General features: G+C 66.6%; 16 protein-coding genes. 6 read left to right on the forward strand and 10 right to left on the reverse strand.

All coding sequences use genetic code 11. The annotated features are described in order from the left end of the window. Nucleotides 1-400: 400 nt before the first annotated feature. Nucleotides 401-1,285 carry a helix-turn-helix transcriptional regulator gene (locus NL1_RS16955; protein WP_067840482.1) on the reverse strand — a complete coding sequence of 295 codons (885 nt, stop codon included), beginning with the start codon at nucleotides 1,283-1,285 and terminating at the stop codon, nucleotides 401-403. A gap of 219 nt (nucleotides 1,286-1,504) precedes the next feature. Between NL1_RS16955 and NL1_RS16960 the strand changes: the two genes are divergently transcribed. After that, nucleotides 1,505-1,939: a nuclear transport factor 2 family protein gene (locus NL1_RS16960; RefSeq protein ID WP_067840484.1), complete on the forward strand. Its 435-nt coding sequence runs from the start codon at nucleotides 1,505-1,507 to the stop codon at nucleotides 1,937-1,939. A 713-nt stretch (nucleotides 1,940-2,652) separates the two neighbouring features. Here NL1_RS16960 and NL1_RS16965 read toward each other — a convergent pair. Together NL1_RS16965 and NL1_RS16970 are read right to left on the reverse strand one after the other, a co-directional pair. After that, the gene (locus NL1_RS16965; RefSeq protein WP_084510677.1) at nucleotides 2,653-3,858 is read right to left on the reverse strand and encodes a glycoside hydrolase family 76 protein; all 1,206 of its coding nucleotides are present in this window, start codon (nucleotides 3,856-3,858) and stop codon (nucleotides 2,653-2,655) included. A gap of 423 nt (nucleotides 3,859-4,281) precedes the next feature. Next, nucleotides 4,282-5,589 carry an acyltransferase family protein gene (locus NL1_RS16970; RefSeq protein ID WP_067840486.1) on the reverse strand — a complete coding sequence of 436 codons (1,308 nt, stop codon included), beginning with the start codon at nucleotides 5,587-5,589 and terminating at the stop codon, nucleotides 4,282-4,284. Between the two features lie 30 nt (nucleotides 5,590-5,619). Here NL1_RS16970 and NL1_RS39550 point away from each other — a divergent pair, with 30 nt between their 5' ends. Next, a complete protein-coding gene (locus NL1_RS39550; protein WP_067840488.1) occupies nucleotides 5,620-5,910 on the forward strand; it encodes a hypothetical protein in 291 nt (96 codons plus the stop codon). 177 nt (nucleotides 5,911-6,087) lie between these two features. Here the strand turns inward: NL1_RS39550 and hrpB are convergent, their stop codons facing one another. Continuing rightward, nucleotides 6,088-8,733 carry an ATP-dependent helicase HrpB gene (gene hrpB / locus NL1_RS16980; RefSeq protein WP_307622981.1) on the reverse strand — a complete coding sequence of 882 codons (2,646 nt, stop codon included), beginning with the start codon at nucleotides 8,731-8,733 and terminating at the stop codon, nucleotides 6,088-6,090. Nucleotides 8,734-9,148: 415 nt separating this feature from the next. Here hrpB and NL1_RS16985 point away from each other — a divergent pair, with 415 nt between their 5' ends. Next, nucleotides 9,149-10,201 (forward strand): NAD(P)-dependent alcohol dehydrogenase, encoded by a 1,053-nt coding sequence (locus NL1_RS16985; RefSeq protein WP_067840490.1) that lies wholly within the window; start codon nucleotides 9,149-9,151, stop codon nucleotides 10,199-10,201. 150 nt (nucleotides 10,202-10,351) lie between these two features. On the opposite strand, the gene NL1_RS37660 is transcribed toward NL1_RS16985, so the two are convergent. The 5 genes from NL1_RS37660 to NL1_RS17005 all read right to left on the reverse strand — a co-directional run bounded on the left by NL1_RS37660 (nucleotide 10,352) and on the right by NL1_RS17005 (nucleotide 13,798). Then, nucleotides 10,352-10,492, reverse strand: a complete 141-nt coding sequence (locus tag NL1_RS37660; RefSeq protein ID WP_156094898.1) for a hypothetical protein — start codon at nucleotides 10,490-10,492, stop codon at nucleotides 10,352-10,354. Between the two features lie 60 nt (nucleotides 10,493-10,552). Beyond that, on the reverse strand, nucleotides 10,553-11,005 hold the full coding sequence (locus NL1_RS16990) for a DoxX family protein (RefSeq protein WP_067840492.1): 453 nt from the start codon (nucleotides 11,003-11,005) through the stop codon (nucleotides 10,553-10,555). Nucleotides 11,006-11,054: 49 nt separating this feature from the next. Continuing rightward, the gene (locus tag NL1_RS16995; protein ID WP_084510678.1) at nucleotides 11,055-11,591 is read right to left on the reverse strand and encodes a MarR family winged helix-turn-helix transcriptional regulator; all 537 of its coding nucleotides are present in this window, start codon (nucleotides 11,589-11,591) and stop codon (nucleotides 11,055-11,057) included. 259 nt (nucleotides 11,592-11,850) lie between these two features. Further along, nucleotides 11,851-12,552, reverse strand: coding sequence for a response regulator (locus tag NL1_RS17000; protein ID WP_067840495.1), 702 nt, complete (start codon nucleotides 12,550-12,552; stop codon nucleotides 11,851-11,853). Next, on the reverse strand, nucleotides 12,542-13,798 hold the full coding sequence (locus NL1_RS17005; protein WP_084510679.1) for a sensor histidine kinase: 1,257 nt from the start codon (nucleotides 13,796-13,798) through the stop codon (nucleotides 12,542-12,544). The genes NL1_RS17000 and NL1_RS17005 overlap by 11 nt, the downstream gene beginning before the upstream one ends. A 504-nt stretch (nucleotides 13,799-14,302) precedes the next feature. Here NL1_RS17005 and NL1_RS39055 point away from each other — a divergent pair. Continuing rightward, nucleotides 14,303-14,584, forward strand: coding sequence for a hypothetical protein (locus tag NL1_RS39055; RefSeq protein ID WP_218024440.1), 282 nt, complete (start codon nucleotides 14,303-14,305; stop codon nucleotides 14,582-14,584). Nucleotides 14,585-15,226: 642 nt separating this feature from the next. On the opposite strand, the gene NL1_RS17020 is transcribed toward NL1_RS39055, so the two are convergent. Then, nucleotides 15,227-16,174 (reverse strand): hypothetical protein, encoded by a 948-nt coding sequence (locus tag NL1_RS17020; protein WP_084510680.1) that lies wholly within the window; start codon nucleotides 16,172-16,174, stop codon nucleotides 15,227-15,229. A 186-nt stretch (nucleotides 16,175-16,360) separates the two neighbouring features. Here NL1_RS17020 and NL1_RS17025 point away from each other — a divergent pair, with 186 nt between their 5' ends. Both NL1_RS17025 and NL1_RS37665 read left to right on the forward strand, forming a co-directional pair. Then, entirely contained in the window at nucleotides 16,361-17,056 is a 696-nt protein-coding gene (locus tag NL1_RS17025; RefSeq protein ID WP_245673330.1) for a class I SAM-dependent methyltransferase, read from the forward strand. A gap of 102 nt (nucleotides 17,057-17,158) precedes the next feature. After that, on the forward strand, nucleotides 17,159-17,471 hold a 313-nt coding region (locus tag NL1_RS37665; RefSeq protein ID WP_156094900.1), incomplete at its 3' end, for a hypothetical protein.

Here is a 17,471-nt window from a genome sequence, read left to right on the forward strand (position 1 = left end):
TCGTCGAGGCGACGTTCGGCGCACCGAGTTCGGAAGGCACGGTGATCTCGTATCGCGGCGCGGACTTCGGTTCCGGCGCTGTGTCTTTCGGATCACCTCGTCGACAGGGAACCGCCGGCACCCCTCTTCGACTGGGACGAGGCCCCCGCACCGAACCCGCCAACGTCTCACCTACACCGTGGCCCCGAATCCAGTGCCCTGCGCACCGGAGATCTTAGTTGCGGGCAAGCCAGATAGGCGACGCTGAACGTACTCCTGCCCGTCGGGTGCAAGCCAATGCGCTCAACATCTGCCGTCACCGCGAACCCCTGCAGACCGGCCTTGGCCGCTGCGTAGTTGGCCTGGCCGCGATTGCCCGATAGTCCGGCCCCGACGATCACGACATCGAGGTGCTGCGGAACTACGGACGAAGCTTGCTGGTGGATTCCGGGTGCTGCTCCTGTCCGGTCGTGGCGGACCAGCTGGCGAGCAGCCTCAGGCCCTCTTCGGCGGCGGTTCCAGCGGGCGCGCTGTAGACGACCACGCTCAAGCCGCTTTCGTCCGGCAGGGTCATGGTCTCCTGGTCGAGTTCCAGGTCGCCGACGAGTGGATGGTTGAGGCGTTTGGTGCTCTGGCTGAAGACACATACGTCCTGGGAGCCCCACATCACGCGGAAGGCGTCACTGCGGGTGGACAGTTCACCGATCAGGTTCGACAGCTCCCGGTCGTAGGGGTTCTTCCCCGCCTCGATGCGCAGCGCGCCCACGGCGAAGCGGGCCATCCGCTCCCAGTCGGTGTAGAACCGTCTGGCCGCGGGGCTGAGGAACGCGAACCGGGCGATGTTCGCCCCGCAGGTAGCATCGGCGTACATCTCCGAGTACAGGGCCCGGGCGAGCGAGTTGGCGGCCAGCGTGTCGAGGCGGTTGTTCATCACGGACGCCGGCAGCCCCGGCATGCCTTCGACGATTCGAGCCACGCTGGGCCGAACCGTCGGCCGGATCGCCCGCCGCCGGGCCTGGGGTGCCGGTCCTGCCGCGCGGGCGAGGTCGTACAGATACATGCGCTCGGTGCCGTCGAGCCGCAGTGCCTGGGCCAGCGTGTCCAACACGCCGTCGGAGACACCTTTGAGGTTGCCGCGCTCCAGGCGCGTGTAGTACTCGACGCTCACCCCGGCGAGCGTGGCCACCTCACCCCGGCGCAGTCCGGGCACCCGCCGCTGACCGTACGTCGGCAGACCCGCCTGCTCGGGCGTGATCCTCTCGCGTCGGGAGCGGAGAAAGGCGCTGACTGCGTCCCGGTTGTCCATGGGGACAGCGTAGGCAGCCCGCGCGGCGGGTGGGGGACCCTCCCAGAACCCCTCACAGCGGAAACTCCCCCGTCACGGCCGCTTCCCGTTGCATGGTGCATGCCCCGGTCCTCCGGGGCCCGACCGGTGCGAGGACATACGCGCCCCGGCCGGCCGAACTTTCCCGTACCGAGTTCCGCATGCGGGCTCGAGTACCTGAACAAGACTGAAGGGCACACGATGAGCGACCAGATCGAGACAATGACGCAGACCCCGGCCGATGTCGTACGAGGGCTGTATGACGCGTTGAGCAAGGGCGACGTGCCGGGTGTCCTGGCCAAGCTCGACCCCGAGGTGATCGTGGACGAGCCGAATCAGCTTCCCTACGGCGGCGTGCACCAGGGCCGCGAGGTGTTCGTCCAGTCGATCCTGGGCGCGATGATGGGCTACGCCGACGTCGCCATCACCGATGCCGAGGTGTATGAGGGCCCGGCCGGCGTAATCGGAACCCTCACCGGAACGCTCACGGCCCACACCACCGGTGAGCAGTACCCGCTGACCATGGTCGAGATCCACCAGGTTGAAGACGATACGGTGCGCAAGATCGACGTCTACATCAAGAACCCCCACGACCTCGCCGCGTTCTACGCGCGCGCCGATGCGGGCACCCGCTGACGACGCCACACTTCAGAGTTGCCTGGTAGCACTCGGGAATCGCAACCTGAGGCTCCCCGAATGGTGGACAGGGAGGTTATACGGCTACCGCTGAGAGCTAGCGCTCGAAACTGTCGGGGCTTTGGTTCCCGATCGCGGAGTGCCGCCGAGTAGTACTTGTAGAAACTCATCCACTTGTCAACCGAGGCAACGAGTTCGGCCTCCGTGGCGTAGGCGTTAGTGGTGGCGGGACGGTTCTGGTTCGGTTGTCGCAGGTACGTGCCCTCGGCGGGGCACATCGAAGATGGGAACGCCGGTGACCGGGGTATCCGCTCCGGTCGACTGGTAGTCGAGGCGGATTTCCGTCTGGCCTGACTGTGCATTTGCGGCTCGACCGAACTGTACGCGGCTATCCGCAGGGCCGTGCGGGCGAGTCGAAGTGGGGCGTTGGAGCGAAAGTATCGGGTGGGCTGGCGCACGGTCGATGCGGCGTTGGAGTCGGCAGCAGGAGCGCTCTTGCACATCGCGTGAAGCATCGCCAACTGATAGTCATACAGCGTCGTCACCGGTTCGCCGGTCATCGTCCCTCCCCGTCGGCACAATCCATATCGAACGTACCAGCGTGGCCGAAACGCACTGACATGCCGCATATCGCGCAGCGAGATGACCAGATGGGCTGTGGCCCACAGACAACCGCTCATGCCACCGGCCCACTACACCCGGCTGCCGTGGGCTCAGCGCCCCGCGGCGGTGAGCTGGTAATCCGCTTCGAGCAACATCCACCCGCTCAGCTGTACCGACAGATCGCGGCTCAGGTTCGCCGGCGAAGCGGCGGACGAGTGCGTGAGTGGGGAAAAGGTTCCCGGATGCTCCGGCACCGTGACCGCGCGGGTCCAGTCCGGACCGAATAGGGGTAGCCCGTCCACCTCGGCGCGGTGGTCCCAGGCCGCCCGCGCGGAAGCGTGCACGATATTCGCGGCGGTGGTGTGGTTCAAGGCCAGTGCGGCTTCAGCGAGATACCTGGCGAGGATACCCATGAACAGCCCGGAGTCGTCCCCGGCGGCCGCGGCGATCACCCCCGCATCCGTGAGCCGGTCCTCGGTTGCGGCAACGAGTGCTGCCACACGGCTGTGATGGCTCGATTCGCCTGTGCGCACTGCCAACTCGGTTTCCAGCCCGATGGTCACGCCCTGGCTGTAGGTGTGGACAGTCCGGTCCATTCGTCCGCCGGGCTCATGGACACCGTCGAGGATCAGGCCGCTGTCGGTGTCGCGTAATCGGGTGTGCAAGAAATCGGCAAGTTGTCGGGCGCGGGACAATTCGCCCAAACGCGCCATAGCGATACCGGTCGGACCGATCGCGGGGGTGTTGTAGAAATCGTCGCCGGACCGCCAGGGCACCGCACCGACGACCGGGTTCCAGCCGTCTATCAAGGCGGCCCGCAGGTCCCCGACGGCGTCGCTGAACCGGACACCGAGCAGCCGTTCGGTGCGTTCGAGCGCCAGCACCAGCCACGCCATATCGTCGTAATACTGGTTGGTCCAGCCGGTGAGATTGCGGGTCCGGATACCGCGTGCGAGGGCGACGACCCGGTCGATGCGTTCGGGGGTGCGGGCGCGGTACGCGGCGTCCACCGCACAGTCGAGAAGGTGGGCTTGCCACCAATAGCACCATCGCACGAACGACTGGTCCAGCAAGGACGCCGGCCAGACGAGCGTGCCCAGCCGCATCCGCGGCTGGCCCAAGAACGGGCGCAAGTGCCGCTGCACGATTGCCTGTTCCGCCAGGTCAGCCCGCTTCCCGGGCTCCTCGGGGCCGGCTGACACCTTCCGCGTGATCGTCCCTGCCTGCGTCGGCTGCGCCATTGCGGTGAGTGCGATCGAGGCTCCGGCCGCCAACAGTACACTGCGCCGGCCGATCCCCTTGTTCCGGCGATCCATCCGCTCGGACTCCCTTTACTGAACAACGATCACCGGAGCTGGGAACCGTGCAGCTACACCCTATCTCGCAACGACCACCACGGCGCGGCGCCGACCGGCTGCCCCGGGTGCAGGCGTCCACCGCCGAGCGGGGCTCCTGCCGCTCCGAGATCGAGGAACACCGTTTCGCCGTTCGCCTCGTCGCAGCCGTCATTAGGGGTAGCCCGTCCACCTCGGCGCGGTGTTCCCAGGCCGCCCGCGCGGAAGCGTGCACGCACCAACAGGAAACCAAGGCGCGGGCTCGACCAGCCCCGAACGCAAGGAACTGATCGAGCTGCGATGCAAGACACGGCAGACGGGTTCAGTCCACGGCTCCGGCGCTACCGACACCAGCGGGGACAGCGCCGCGGATCAGCGTTGCGCACTTCGCACATCCGAAAGCCGTCATCCGGTCGGCGCGGATGACGGGCTGTAATCAGCGGGCGGGGTGATTCGCCGGGGCGTGGTGAGCAGTGCGGCGGCGAGGACGACGGTGAGCGCGGCGAGACCAGCCTTCCCATGTGGCGAAAGGCCGTAGCGCCAGAGCGCGAAGATGCCCGCCGCCGCTAGCACTGAGCCCGCAAGGACCGGAAGTGTTGCGGTGCGGGCGGCGTATCGGGCGCAGAACGCGTCCCACCGACCTGTGATCTGGACGAATCCGAACAGGACGACCGCGGCCGCGACGATCCACGCCGGGCGTGCTGCCCACCAGGTGCGGGGATCGCTGGGCAGCAACACCGGGGCTGCCAACGCCGCTCCTGTCACGATGGCCATTGCCGGTATATGCCAGAGGTAGATGTTCATCAACTGCGTCGCCCCGGTGGTAATCACGTGGCGGGCGCGTCCGCGCGGCTCCCAGCCGGCCAGTCTCCGGGATACCAGTACGAGCGCCGCGAATTGCGTCACCGCGAGAATCGACATCGCCGTGGTCGGCGGCGCGAGATTGGAGACCGGGGCGTCGGCCAGCCCGAGCATCGTCGGAAAGTACGGTCCCGGAACCACCATGACGATCAGCACGCCGATACCCGCCGCCGCTATCAGCAGCACACCGCCGTCCCTGACGCGGCTCAATGTCCCACGGGCGTAGAGGATTCCGAGCTGATGGCAGAACAGCCAGACGAATATCAGATTCCATTCGGCGAACCGGCCCACCCCGCCGAAGCGCAGCACGTCCACCGTGAGTGAGCAGCCCAGCAACACCATCGGCGCTAGTAATGCCGAAAAATCGTGTGCGCGAACGGCAAACGGCCCGACCATGGCCGCGATCAGGTACACCGCGAGAAACCACAGCGGGCTGGCGACGATATCGGCGGTCGCCGCGGCGGCCCGTTCGGAGAAGACGTCGAGGCCGATATCGAGTGCGACGATGAAGGCGATCAGCGTGATCATCGGGGTGGTCAGCCGCCGCACCCGCAACCCGAGGTAGTCCCCGTAGGTTCGGCATCGGGCGCGGCATCGGTCGACGATCAGGGTGTTGGCGAATCCGCCCGCAAGGAAGAACATCGGCATCACCTGCAGCGGCCAGGTCAATGCCCAGATGGGTCGCCCGTGCAGCGCCTGGTCACCGCGAACGGTGCCATCGACCACGGTGACCCTGATCGATATCCAGTGCACGACAACCACAACGGTGATCGAGCAGACGCGCACAATATCGATGGCCCAGTCGCGCTCGAGCACGTTGGACCGCATCGCCCGGTCGGGCTGGGTCACCATGACTTCGGATTACTCGCCCCGGCTGAACGCGTGGTGAATACCGCGCTGAATTCGGTGGTATGCAATGCGCGCCTGGCCACCGACGGCATTGCCACCGAGGTCGGCCGGCTTCGTGACCAGCCGGGTGCGGCGCGCCCACAGCTGCTCATCGTCGGCGACGACTCCGCAGCAGTGCGTATCGTGGAGCCGTCGACCGGCTGGCACCTCGCGGAGATCCGGCGCCGGACGACACCGATATTCGTCGGATACTGCGGCGACATCCTCTGCCTCCGCGACGGCGATGGACTCTCGATACTGCGTTACGACCTGACGCGATGGTGATCGCCCGTCGAGTTCAGATGCGCATAGCGTCCTTTCCGGCCCTGGCCATCTACCGATCCGACTGCACGGCATGTTCGCCCCTCCCGTACCCGGATGACAAAGAGCCTCAGGACGTGGGCCGGAGGGTGTGCGAACCATTCCCCACAGCCAAGGACGTGGGGTCAGCGTGGGTCTTGGCTAGCCGCGGCCGGCGTTGCGAGCAGTGCCGCGGTGAGCGGGCATGGTGGTGGGGTCTTCCGGCCAGGCGTGTTTGGGGTAGCGACCGCGGAGGTCGGCGCGGACTTGGGGCCAGCCGGTGCGCCAGAAGGATGCCAGGTCCGCAGTGACTGCGACCGGGCGTTGGGCGGGTGAGAGCAGATGCAGCACGATCTGGACGCGGCCATGGGCCAGGCGTGGTGCGTCTGTCCAACCGAAGACTTCCTGCACTTTGACCGCGAGCACCGGCGGGTCGGTCGAGTAGTCGAGGCGGGGGTGGCCGCCGGAGGGGACCTCTAAGCGTTCCGGCGCCAGTTCGTCCATCCGGGCGGCGTCCGGCCAGGGCAGCAGGCGACCCAGTGCCTGTCCGGCGTCGATGCGTTCGAGGTCGGCGCGGCGGCGGGCCGTGGCAAGTTCGGGGCCGAGCCAGGTGTCGGTGGCGGCGAGCAGCGACTCGTCATCGACCGGCGGCCAAGGGGCGCCGAGGGTGCGGTGCAGGAAGTCGAGGCGCTGACGTAAGGCGATCGCATCGGAATCCCAGCGCAGCAGGCCGAGACCGGTCGAGCTCAGTCCGCGACGCACGGCGGCGCCGAGCAATTGGCGATCGGGGTCACGAATCAGCTTCTCCGACAACACGATCGCCCCCAGTCGTTCGACCCGCCGAGCGACCACATCGCCGTCGATCCAATCTACCTCGTCGATGGTCGTCAGCAGGCTCGATGCGGCACGGCGGGCCAGCTGTTCATCGGCGACCGCAGCCAACCGTATCCACCCGTCGGAACGACCCGGATCGCGCGTCGCAACGCCGACCGCCAGCCACTCCGCATCACCTATTCCGGAGCCGGGCGGCAGCGTCACCGCAGTGCCGCCGACCATGAGATAGCTCGCCGAACCCGGGCCGCGCCGTCGCGCCAGCCGCTCCGGATGAGCAAGCGCGACAACGAAAGCCGGATCGTCGACTCCGTCCGACACCTCGATCAATCGTGCCAGCCGCTCGACCTCCCGCCGCCAGCGTGCCGGCCTTTCGCGCCGCAGCACACGCAGACCAGCCGTGAGATCAACTCCGGACGCAAGAGTGTCGTCGTCGAGAACAGTGACCACTTCCGCAGCCGCCCGAGCACCGACCTCGGCCGCCCCGTCGAGCAACGCCCGCGCCAACCGAGGATGCAGCCCGATCCGGGCGATGCGCCGCCCACGGTCGGTTACAACACCGTCTCCGTTCACGGCCCCCAGCGCGCGCAATACATCCCGGCCGGCAGCCAACCCACCAGGCGGCGGAGCATCCCACCAGGCGAGGCCATGACCATCAGCCGTGCCCCAACATGCCAGTTCCAACGCCAACCGAGTCAGATCCGCCGTCCGAATCTCCGGCTCCGGATAGGGAGGCAGCGTGCCGTGCTCGTATTTCGGCCAGCATCGCCACACCCGCCCCGGACCCTCACGCCCAGCCCGCCCGGCGCGCTGCTCGGCCACCGCCACCGAGACTCGAACTGTCGCAAGCCCGGACAGCCCACGCCCCCGATCGATGCGTGGGACCCGAGCCAGTCCCGAATCCACCACCGCCCGCACCCCGGGCACCGTCAAACTGGACTCCGCCACCGCCGTGGACAACACCACTCGCCGCCGCGGCCCTGGCCGCAACGCTGCGTCCTGCCCCGCGGCGGAAAGTCTGCCGTGCAACGGAACGAGATCCACGCCGTCCACGTCGGCCAGAAGCGCTGTCGTCCGGCGGATTTCGGCTGCCCCCGGCAGGAAGACGAGCACGTCACCCTCGGTTCCGACGAGCGCGGCCCGGGTGGCGCGTGCCACCTGTGCTTCGACTTGCTCGCGTGGCAACGACGCAACATACGTCATATCCACGGGATAGGTTCGCCCCTGGACCTGCACCACCGGGGCCGCACGATCCCCACCCAACAGCGCCGAAAGCCGTTCAGCCGCAACAGTCGCCGACGTAGCAAGCACCCGCAGATCCGGCCTCAACCCAGCCCGAGCATCGAGCAGCAACGCCAACAACAGATCCGCGTCGAGATGCCGCTCATGACACTCATCGAGCAAAACCACATCAACCCCCGCCAACTCGGGATCGCTCTGCAACCGTCGCACCAGCAATCCCGACGTGACGACTTCGACCCGAGTGCCCCGCCCTACTCGTCGATCACCTCGGACCGAGTACCCGACGGTCTCCCCCACCGACTCCCCAAGCAAAGAAGCCATCCGCGCAGCTGCGGCTCGAGCCGCCAACCGTCGAGGCTCAGCCACCAGCACCCGCTGCGCAGTCCCCGCCGCCAACGCCAACGGCACCAAGGTCGTCTTCCCAGTCCCCGGTGGCGCGACCAGCACAGCAGTCCCGCGCTCGGCCAACGTCTCGACAATACGATCGAGAACGCCACGGACCGGTAGATCAGGAAGCTCAGGCAGTTTCATTACCAACCAGTCTGCGGCCTCGGCTCCAATCAACGACACCCTACCCACCGCACGGATACCGTCACGACTGCGGCAGGTCGCCGGGCGCCTCCCCAAAGAGGCGCCAACCTGCGTCCAACGGCAGTCTGATCGCCCCGACCATACCGACCGAACTGGGAGGGCCGGGCCCGGTACAGCAACCCTCAACGCCGCCCACTGAGGCATTGCGGGCTTGGATGGCGTTCATCTGCCGACGAAGACTCTCGACATCGGAGTCACGTCTGGTCTCACAGTTCCGATCACCAGCGGTCGATGGATCATCTACCCCGACAACTCTGTCCTCTACCAACGCCCGACCGGAGCGATCGCCACATCCACCGCCCCGTCCAACCGCTCCGCACATCGCCGATTCGGAGACCCATCCCCTCACCGGCCACATGCGAAATCGGCGGCGGGTCCGTCGGATGATCGAGACAGTGGAGACATACGCGGGCACAGGTTCACTCGCCCGTCAATCGACCAGGTCCTGCACCCACCGCACCGTCCCCGCTAATATGAACTTGAATTCGACATCAACAAATGAGGTCGACGCCGACCAGCGCCTGCCCCCCGCACCCATGCATCGATAGGTACGTACTCCATGACCCTCGCTACCGCATATGCCGTCGCTGCCCCCGACGGCCGCTTCGAGAAGACCACCGTCGAACGCCGGAAACTCGGGCCCCACGACGTGCTGATCGACGTCAAGTTCGCCGGAATCTGCCACTCCGACATCCACACCGCACGCAATGAGTGGCAGGGAACCAGCTATCCCTGTGTGCCGGGACACGAGATCGCGGGCATCGTGGCCGCGGTCGGGTCATACGTCACCGGATTCGCTGTTGGCGATCGAGTCGGCGTCGGCTGCCTGGTCGACTCCTGCGGCGAATGCGAGAACTGCCTGGCCGGGTCGCAGCAGTACTGCTTGCGAGGTGCGACGTGGACCTACAACCACAAGGTTCCCGAGTCGGTGCAGGACGGCGGCGTCACTATGGGCGGGTACTCGACGCAGATCGTGGTGACCCAGGGCTTCGTGGTGTCGATCCCGGACGGTATCGCGCTGGAGCAGGCCGCGCCGCTGCTGTGCGCGGGAATCACCCTGTTTTCCCCACTGCGGCACTGGAACGCCGGGCCGGGTAAGCGGGTCGCCATCATCGGCATGGGCGGGCTCGGCCACATCGGTGTGAAGATCGCGGCGGCGCTCGGCGCTGAGGTCACGGTGCTGAGCCAGTCGCTGAGCAAGCAGGACGACGGGCTGCGGTTCGGTGCCAACCACTACTTCGCGACCGCGGACGAGACCACCTTCCGCACCCTGCGCGGCCACTTCGACCTGATCATCAACACCGTGTCGGCGGAGCTGCCGATGGTGAAGTACATCAGCCTGCTGAAGCTGGACGGCACCCTGGTTGTGGTGGGTATGCCGCCCGGGCCGATGCTGATCCCTGCCCCCTCCCTGATCGGGGCGCGACGCTCGGTTGCCGGCTCACTCATCGGCGGCCTGCCGCAGACCCAGGAGATGCTGAACTTCTGCGCCGACCACGGCATCGGCGCCGAGATCGAGGTCATCGCGGCCGACCGCATCGACGACGCGTACGACCGCGTCCTACGCAGCGACGCCCGCTACCGGTTCGTCATCGACACCGCCACCTTTTAGTTGTGGCGGGTATTGGCCTCGGCAGCAACCGCAGGGGGCGGAATACTCCTCAGCAGATCGGCGGTGACCGGTGCGGTACGCGATGAGAGCACCATGGACTATCAGCTGGTCGCCGAGAACAGGGTGGTGGCGTTGAGAAGGTGCTGACCGTCAGGTCGCGATCGCCGAGCAGCCGGAACCTGGGGCCAGGGCCGCCGAACGCCACCCGCTGACGATCGCGGCGGCCGCCGCCCGGGGGTCCAGCGTGAGCGCCAGGTCCCGCGCGGCCGCCGCACTGCCTGCCGTTGTCACCAGACCACAGTACTGACCCACCGGCCCAGCGCAGGCGATGAACGCTGCATCCGAGCCCAGCTACGCCGATCGGCGATTCCGCAGGGCGCGGTGCTCCCGCAGGGCGCGGCGGCTGTCGGTGGCGGCCAGCGCCCACGCGACGAGCAGCGGTTGAAAGACCAGTCGCACAGCACGTTTGGTGTCGGTGTCGAGACCGAAGGCGTCGGCGTGGTTGACCAGCTGCGCGATGTTGCCGGGGAAGATCGCGACGAAGAACGCCGCGACCGCGCCGCCGACAAGGGCGCGGCGGGGCTGTTTCCAGGTGGCGAGCAGCGCGCTGCCGAGGCCGATCTCGACGACACCGGACGCGACAACGACAACATCGGGGTCCAGCTGCAACCAGTGCGGGACCTGCGCCCGGAATTCCTGGCGCTGGAACGTCAGATGACCGGTGCCGGCAGAGACCAGTAGCGCGCCCAGCGAGGCCTGACCCAGCGCGCGAAAACCGTTCGGGCCGTTAAAGTTCCGTGGCATTGACAAACTCCTCTAGGACAGGCCCGCAGACGCCGATATCGTCCTGGGGCTATAGATTTTCGTGTTTATTCCCGGGGATACGCCCCGTCTGCAGCCGGGTGGTTTCGGCGAGACGTCGTGCGAGGTCGTTGATCTGGTCCCGGAGCCCGGTCAGATCCTGTGGCGACAGTCCGACATCAACGGCGACGGTTTCGATCATGCATCTGACCTGATCCTCGAGCGCCCCGCTCGCCGTGGTAGGACGCAGCACGACTTCTCGTTTGTCGGCGCCGCCCGGGTCGCTGCCTACCAGGCCGGCCGTAGCCAGGCGTTTGACCAGTGGTGCGACCGAGCCGTAGTTGAGGCTCAGGCGTGCGCACAGCTGTTTCATACTCGATCCCGGCTGCTCCCACAGCGCCAGCAGAACCAGGTACTGCGGGTAGGTCACCCCCATTCGGTCCAGGAACGGCCGATAGGCCGCCGCAACCAGGCGTGATGTCGCGTACAGGGCGAAGCACAGCTGATTGTCCAGCGCCAGCGATGTCTCGAAGTCGGGCTCCTGGTCCGCCGCGGAGGTATGTGGTGTCGACCTGTTCATGGCTCCCATCCGGCGAGTATCCGCATCACCGCGTCCGACGCTGATCGGTCGGCGACGGTGATGCGGACTCCAGCACCATCGTAGGATTTCACCGCGATGCCGGATCGACGCAGTGCCGTGGTCAGCCGCACTGTCCGGTCGCTGTTGCACGACCTGCCGCACTGGGGATTCACCCTTGCGGGCGACCGCAACGACATAGCGACGGACCTCCTCCGGATACGGCCTCGGCATGCTGAACATCCTTGCAGTGAGGACGAATCCTCACAGGTCAGGAGCTCTCGGATGGGACGCCCCGCACGGCGAGACCGGTTTCATAGGCGAGGACGACCAGTTGCACACGGTCGCGGGCCGACAGTTTGGTGAGCAGACGTCCGACGTGGGTTTTGACCGTGGCGACACTGAGATAAAGGGTGTCGGCGATCTCGGCGTTCGATCGTCCGGCCGCTACGTGCCCGAGGACTTCGCGCTCGCGGTCGGTGAGCGCGGCCAGCGCGTCCGGCTGCGAGACCGGTGCCGCGGGTTGTCGAGCGAAGGCGCTGATCATCCGGCGGGTGACGCTGGGGGTCAGCAGGGCGTCACCGTCGGCGATGACGCGGATCGCGTGCAGCAGCTGCTCGGGCGGGGAGTCCTTGAGGATGAAACCGCTTGCTCCGCTGCGCAGCGCCCGGAAGACGTGCTCGTCTTCGTCGAAGGTGGTCACGATCAACACATGCGGACCGTCCGAGCCCGCGGCGGCGATGTGCCGCATCGCCTCCAGTCCGTCCATGATCGGCATCCGGATGTCCATCAGCACGACATCGGGTCGCAGCTGGCGGGCGAGGCGGACCGCTTCGCCGCCGTTGCCTGCCTCGCCCACCACGGTGAGATCCGCCGCGGAATCGACGAGGACGCGGAATCCGGCGCGGACAAGCCCCTCGTCATCGGCGATGAGCACCTGGATCGGATCTCCGTGGGGGTTGTCAGCAGGCATCGTCGTCCGCACCGATCGGGAAACCGGCGACGACAGCGAAGCCGCCCTCGGGTCGGGGTCCGGCCTCGAAGCGGCCGCCGAACAACGCCACCCGCTCTCGCATCCCGACCAGACCGAGGCCAGATCCACTGTCATCGATGTCGGACCAACCGGCATGCTGAGCTGCCGGGCCGTCATCGACGATGGACACGGTCAGTTCATGTGGCGCATGCCGGACCTCGACCTGCGCACGAGCGGTGTGCGCGTGTTTGACGACGTTGGTGAGCGCCTCCTGCGCAATGCGATAGGCGGTTGTCTGTAGCAACGCCGGGTAGCCGACCGGCTCACCGACGATGCGGTACTCCACGACCAGGCCGTCATGACCCATCCCATCGATGAGTTCGTCAATCTCGGCGAGACCGGGTTCGCCTGTTTCGTGCGATGGCCCGGGTTCACGGATTTGCGCCAGCACCCGCCGCAGTTCGTTCAGCGCCGACCGGCTGGCCGTCTCGATCGTGCTCAGTGCCTGACGCGCCTCGCCCGGCTGTTCGTCGAGCAGCAGACGAGCTACTCCGGAACGGACGGCGACCATGCTCAATGTGTGTGAGAGCAGATCGTGCACATCTCGCGACACCCGTAGCCGTTCCTCGGCCCGGATCCGGCGTTCCTCCTCCTCGGCCCGGTGACGTCGCTGCACGGCGATGCTGTGCCGGTATTCGCGGCGGGTCCGGACCATGTCGCCGAGCAGCCAGGCCGGGGCGGCGATCAGCAACTGCACGAAGTCCTGGTCCTGGTCGGGATGCAGGTCCAGACCGACCCGCGCGGCACCGCAGGCGGCGATGGCCGCCGCGGCGATGGCGAGCGCCGAGTCGCGGCGGGATCGCCGGTCTGCGACTGTGAATGCGGCGATGGCGATAGCCGGACCCGCATTGCTCACCCACGGTGTGAAGCGAACGCCGAGCACCGCGGACAGGCACAGAACGCCCGACACCGCGAAGAGAACCGCGACCGGCCAGCGTCGCCTGACGATCAACGGGGCCACGGTGGCGGCGCCGAGCATCGTGATCGCCGCCAGGGACCCGATTCCACCGGTCACACCTACCAGCACTGGCAGCGTGAACGCCGCATAGCAGACAGCCGCGATTGCGATGTCGCGCGTGTCCGGCCCCGCGCCATCCGCTCGATGCGGCATCGGAATGAGCCGTTGGTGCCACGGAAGCGATGCCGGGGGCCCGGCGTGATCCCGAGGTACGGAGGTAATCGCCATAGCGCAGACGGTAGCCGGGCCGCCACTGCCGACGCATCGCTCCGACGTCGAAGTACCGCATCATCCGGAAGGCTGAGATGTTCCGAGACATCCGTCCGAGGGCGACGGCCAGGTCCAGGCCCGAGGATGACGACACCGATCAGGCCTGCGGGCGACAGTGGTGCCATGAATGCACGCGACACCGCACACACCCGAACCAACACTGCGCAGACCCCTTGCTCGGACGGCGTCGGCATCCGGCCCAGGCTGTCCCGACCGCTGGTCGCAATCGCGACCACGTCCCTGGTGGCAGGGCTCATATCCGGTGGCATCACCTATCTCAACCGGTCCCCACACCTCGCAGCACACGTCGACGGAACCGCCGCGTGGCCGGCGCACATCGTGGTGTTCATACTGGCCGGCGGCGTGACCATGGTCGTACTGCGACGGCGCCCCGCCCACACGAGTCGCCTTTCATTGCTTGCCCCGCTCGGTACCACCGCTGCCTCGCGGCTCGCACACACCGTGCGTGCCACCCGGCGCCACCCGACCGCGGTGCTTCGCCTGCTGATCGGAATATTGCCGATGGCGATGCTGGTGTTCGGCCCGTACCGGATCGGCGTACAGGTACTCGCGGGCCTGGACCCGAACTTCACAGTCAACGCCTGGGGTGGCCCCGGCTATCTAGGCGCGATGGCCTGCCACTACCTCGACGGCGGCCTGCTGATGGCCGCATCGGCCGGTCTGCTGAACCTGCTTCTGCTGCCGGTCGGTCACCGCCGAGCAAGCAACCGGCGCGAGCAGTAGTCGCCCGGCGCGAACCACCAGTGCGCCGAAACCCGTGGAGCACGAGCTCAAACTGGCCATCGGCACCGCCACCGCAATCGCCGGAGTCGCCTACCTGGTCCGAGCATCTTGTTGAACAGGTGACGGACGGCGGGGGCGTGGCGGTCGCCGTGGTCACGGCGGCGCCGGTAATGCTGGCGGGCCTGGCCGGGCCGGGCCATCATCGTGGTGGCCCGTGACGGCAAGCTAATCCTCTTTCCCTAAGCCGCCACCAGCGCGGGGTCACAAAGCTGCGCGGTCGGTCCAGTGGAAACTCGAGCCCATGGTGACTACATCCAGCGGCGGGAGGCCGAGGGTGTGCACGCGGGTGGAATCGCCGTCGCGCCAGGTGATGTTGGCGATCCCGACCGCGCGCGCGGAGCCCTCGGACAGCTCAGATCGAAACCTCGCTTCAACGAACCGCGGCAAAGACCGGTCTCGGAATGCCCCCGTTCGGATCTATTTCTGGAAGAACGTCTGCCCCATGAGAATCGAGTTTGCAGGCACGGTATCCGCCCGATACGCGGCTACCGGACATCGTTCCGCCTGCTCCCTGCAGGTCCGCTTACATCGTTGTTGCAGTAGCGTGAGCCTCGTCCGGCAACGAAGCGTACACCGCGGTCGTCAGATAAGCTCTGGCGGAAGCGCCAACGACGGGACGAGTGTTGCCAGGTCGACCAGTTCGATGCGTTCGCCGTGGACACGAACGAATTCTGCAATGGTGAAATCGGTTGCAGGTCCGAAGCGTTGCTCGAACCGGGACCTGGTGTGAGGAGAAGATCGACCGAGTGCCCACGCGATCGTCGACTTGGTTGTTGTAAGAAACCGGACCGGCAGCGCGCCGACGACGAAAAGCTGAGCACGCCGACCGCTTTCATCGAGCGCCAAGTGAACCAGGTCGGAGACGATACCTCGCTTGCGCATAGTGTCGGCACCCTTCCACTGTGCGACTTTGAACTCGGCGATCCGACGGTCCGTTTCCAGATCGAACGGCCGCGACCGATCATTTCCCGCTCCCAGAGAGGGCCGCCGAACGACGACCTCTCCTTCTTCCAAGATGACGGGTAGCACGCGCGCGATGACGGTCGCATGAATGACGTCGTTGAGGCGCCCGACCTGTGTGCGCACAGCCAGTGCGGCGTCGAGAAGGTCGTCGCTGAATCCGTACTTGGTTGTCACCTCACGACTCGTTGCGGATCCCGCATGATGGAGGGCAGCCTCCGCGTCGGCGAGGTGCGCTGTCAGGTCGTGGTCGGTGAGAAACCGTGACAGCGTCGCGAACGACTCGGCCAATTCATCAATACCACTGGACCCACCGGACCCGTCGGAGGCCTCCGCTCGGACAGCCTCGGTCCGCGGCGGCGTGTAGACGCTGGTCGACAGCCCCAACCTGCGCAACTCGGCGAGGGCTCGATGCGATGTATACGCCGAGCGAGGCAAACCGGTGATCAGTTGATACACCTGCTTGGGCGGATAGCGTTTGTCCGCGACAACCACCCAATGCTCGCGGATCGGCTCGGGTTCAACCTTGCTGATTGTCTCGAACACCGAAGACTCGATCGCTTCTTCCATGCCCGAGAGGTTTCCCTACCACAGACGGGCACGGCAACCATCGACATCGAATGCGCCAACCTGACGGACGACCAGCGGCATGGCCGGGCCGGGCTCGGTATTGTCCGCCCGCAGCGGACGGTGGTGTCGCCCAGTTGCGACCAAAATCGATTGGGTTTCCTTGGGCGGACGGGCAGTCTTGGTCGCATGAGCTGGAACGAGGCATTCGCGGACCACTATGAGGAATGGTCGACAGATATGACGGCGGATATCGCCTTTTATGTCGAACTTGCCGGTCACGCCGACGGGCCGCTGGTCGAACTCGCAGTCGGCAACGGCCGGGTGGCGATCCCAGTCGCCCGAGCCACCGGGCAGCCCGTCGTCGGTGTCGACACTTCTCCTCGAATGCTCGAGCAGGCCATGATCCGGGCTGCTGCGGCTGGAGTTCGACTCGAGTTGCGCGAGGCCGACATGCGCGACCTGCGCCTCGATCGGCTGGCCGCACTGATCTACTGCCCGTTCCGTGCGCTGCTGCACCTGAACACCTGGGCGGACCGCCGCCGCGTCTTCGAGCGTGTCGCCGCCTCCCTGCGGCCCGGCGGACGGTTCGCCTGGAACGCGTTCGCGTTCGATCACCACATCGCAGCACGCCTGGACGGCACTCGCAAGCTCGGACCGGTCCCGCACACGATCCGGTACGCGCTGGGCGACAATCGGGTTGACCTGGTCCGGGACAATGGCGCGGTGAGCTCCCTGTGGTGGGCGACGAAGAACGAGTGGCTCGGACTTCTCGACGTGGCAGGCCTGGAACTCGAGGCACTCCACGGCGGGTTCGCTGGCGAACCGTTCACCGAGGACAGTCGAGAATATGTCTTCGTAGCCCGACGCCCGCGTGGTGCGTAGCTCAGGCCTGCGCAACCGCCCATCGGCATTATCGCAAGTTCCGCGCGGACGACTATCGGACGTTCTGCGCGGACGCCAACGGCCCGAGATAGCCTCGGGCCGTTGATCTTCGGACTGTCGCACCTGGCCGCCGACAGGGGTGCCGACAGCATCCTCGATTGCGAAATCCAGCTGGGGACTTCGAATATGCCGCTACTTGACCGAGTTGGCCAACCGATCGGCATATGGGGCAGTGAATTTTCCGACAATGGGAAGCTCTGCACGGACACCGCCGGTGTTGTTCGCCTGGACCATGGCCATGATCCAGACGACGACTGCGAAGACCGCGACTGCGAGTCCGGCGAGGCTGAAGATGATCCCCAGGACTCCGAGGAGCGAGCCGGCGATGCTCAGAACAATATTGACCACCGAAACT

Source organism: Nocardia lijiangensis NBRC 108240 (assembly GCF_001613045.1).
GTDB classification, from domain to species: Bacteria; Actinomycetota; Actinomycetes; order Mycobacteriales; family Mycobacteriaceae; genus Nocardia; species Nocardia lijiangensis.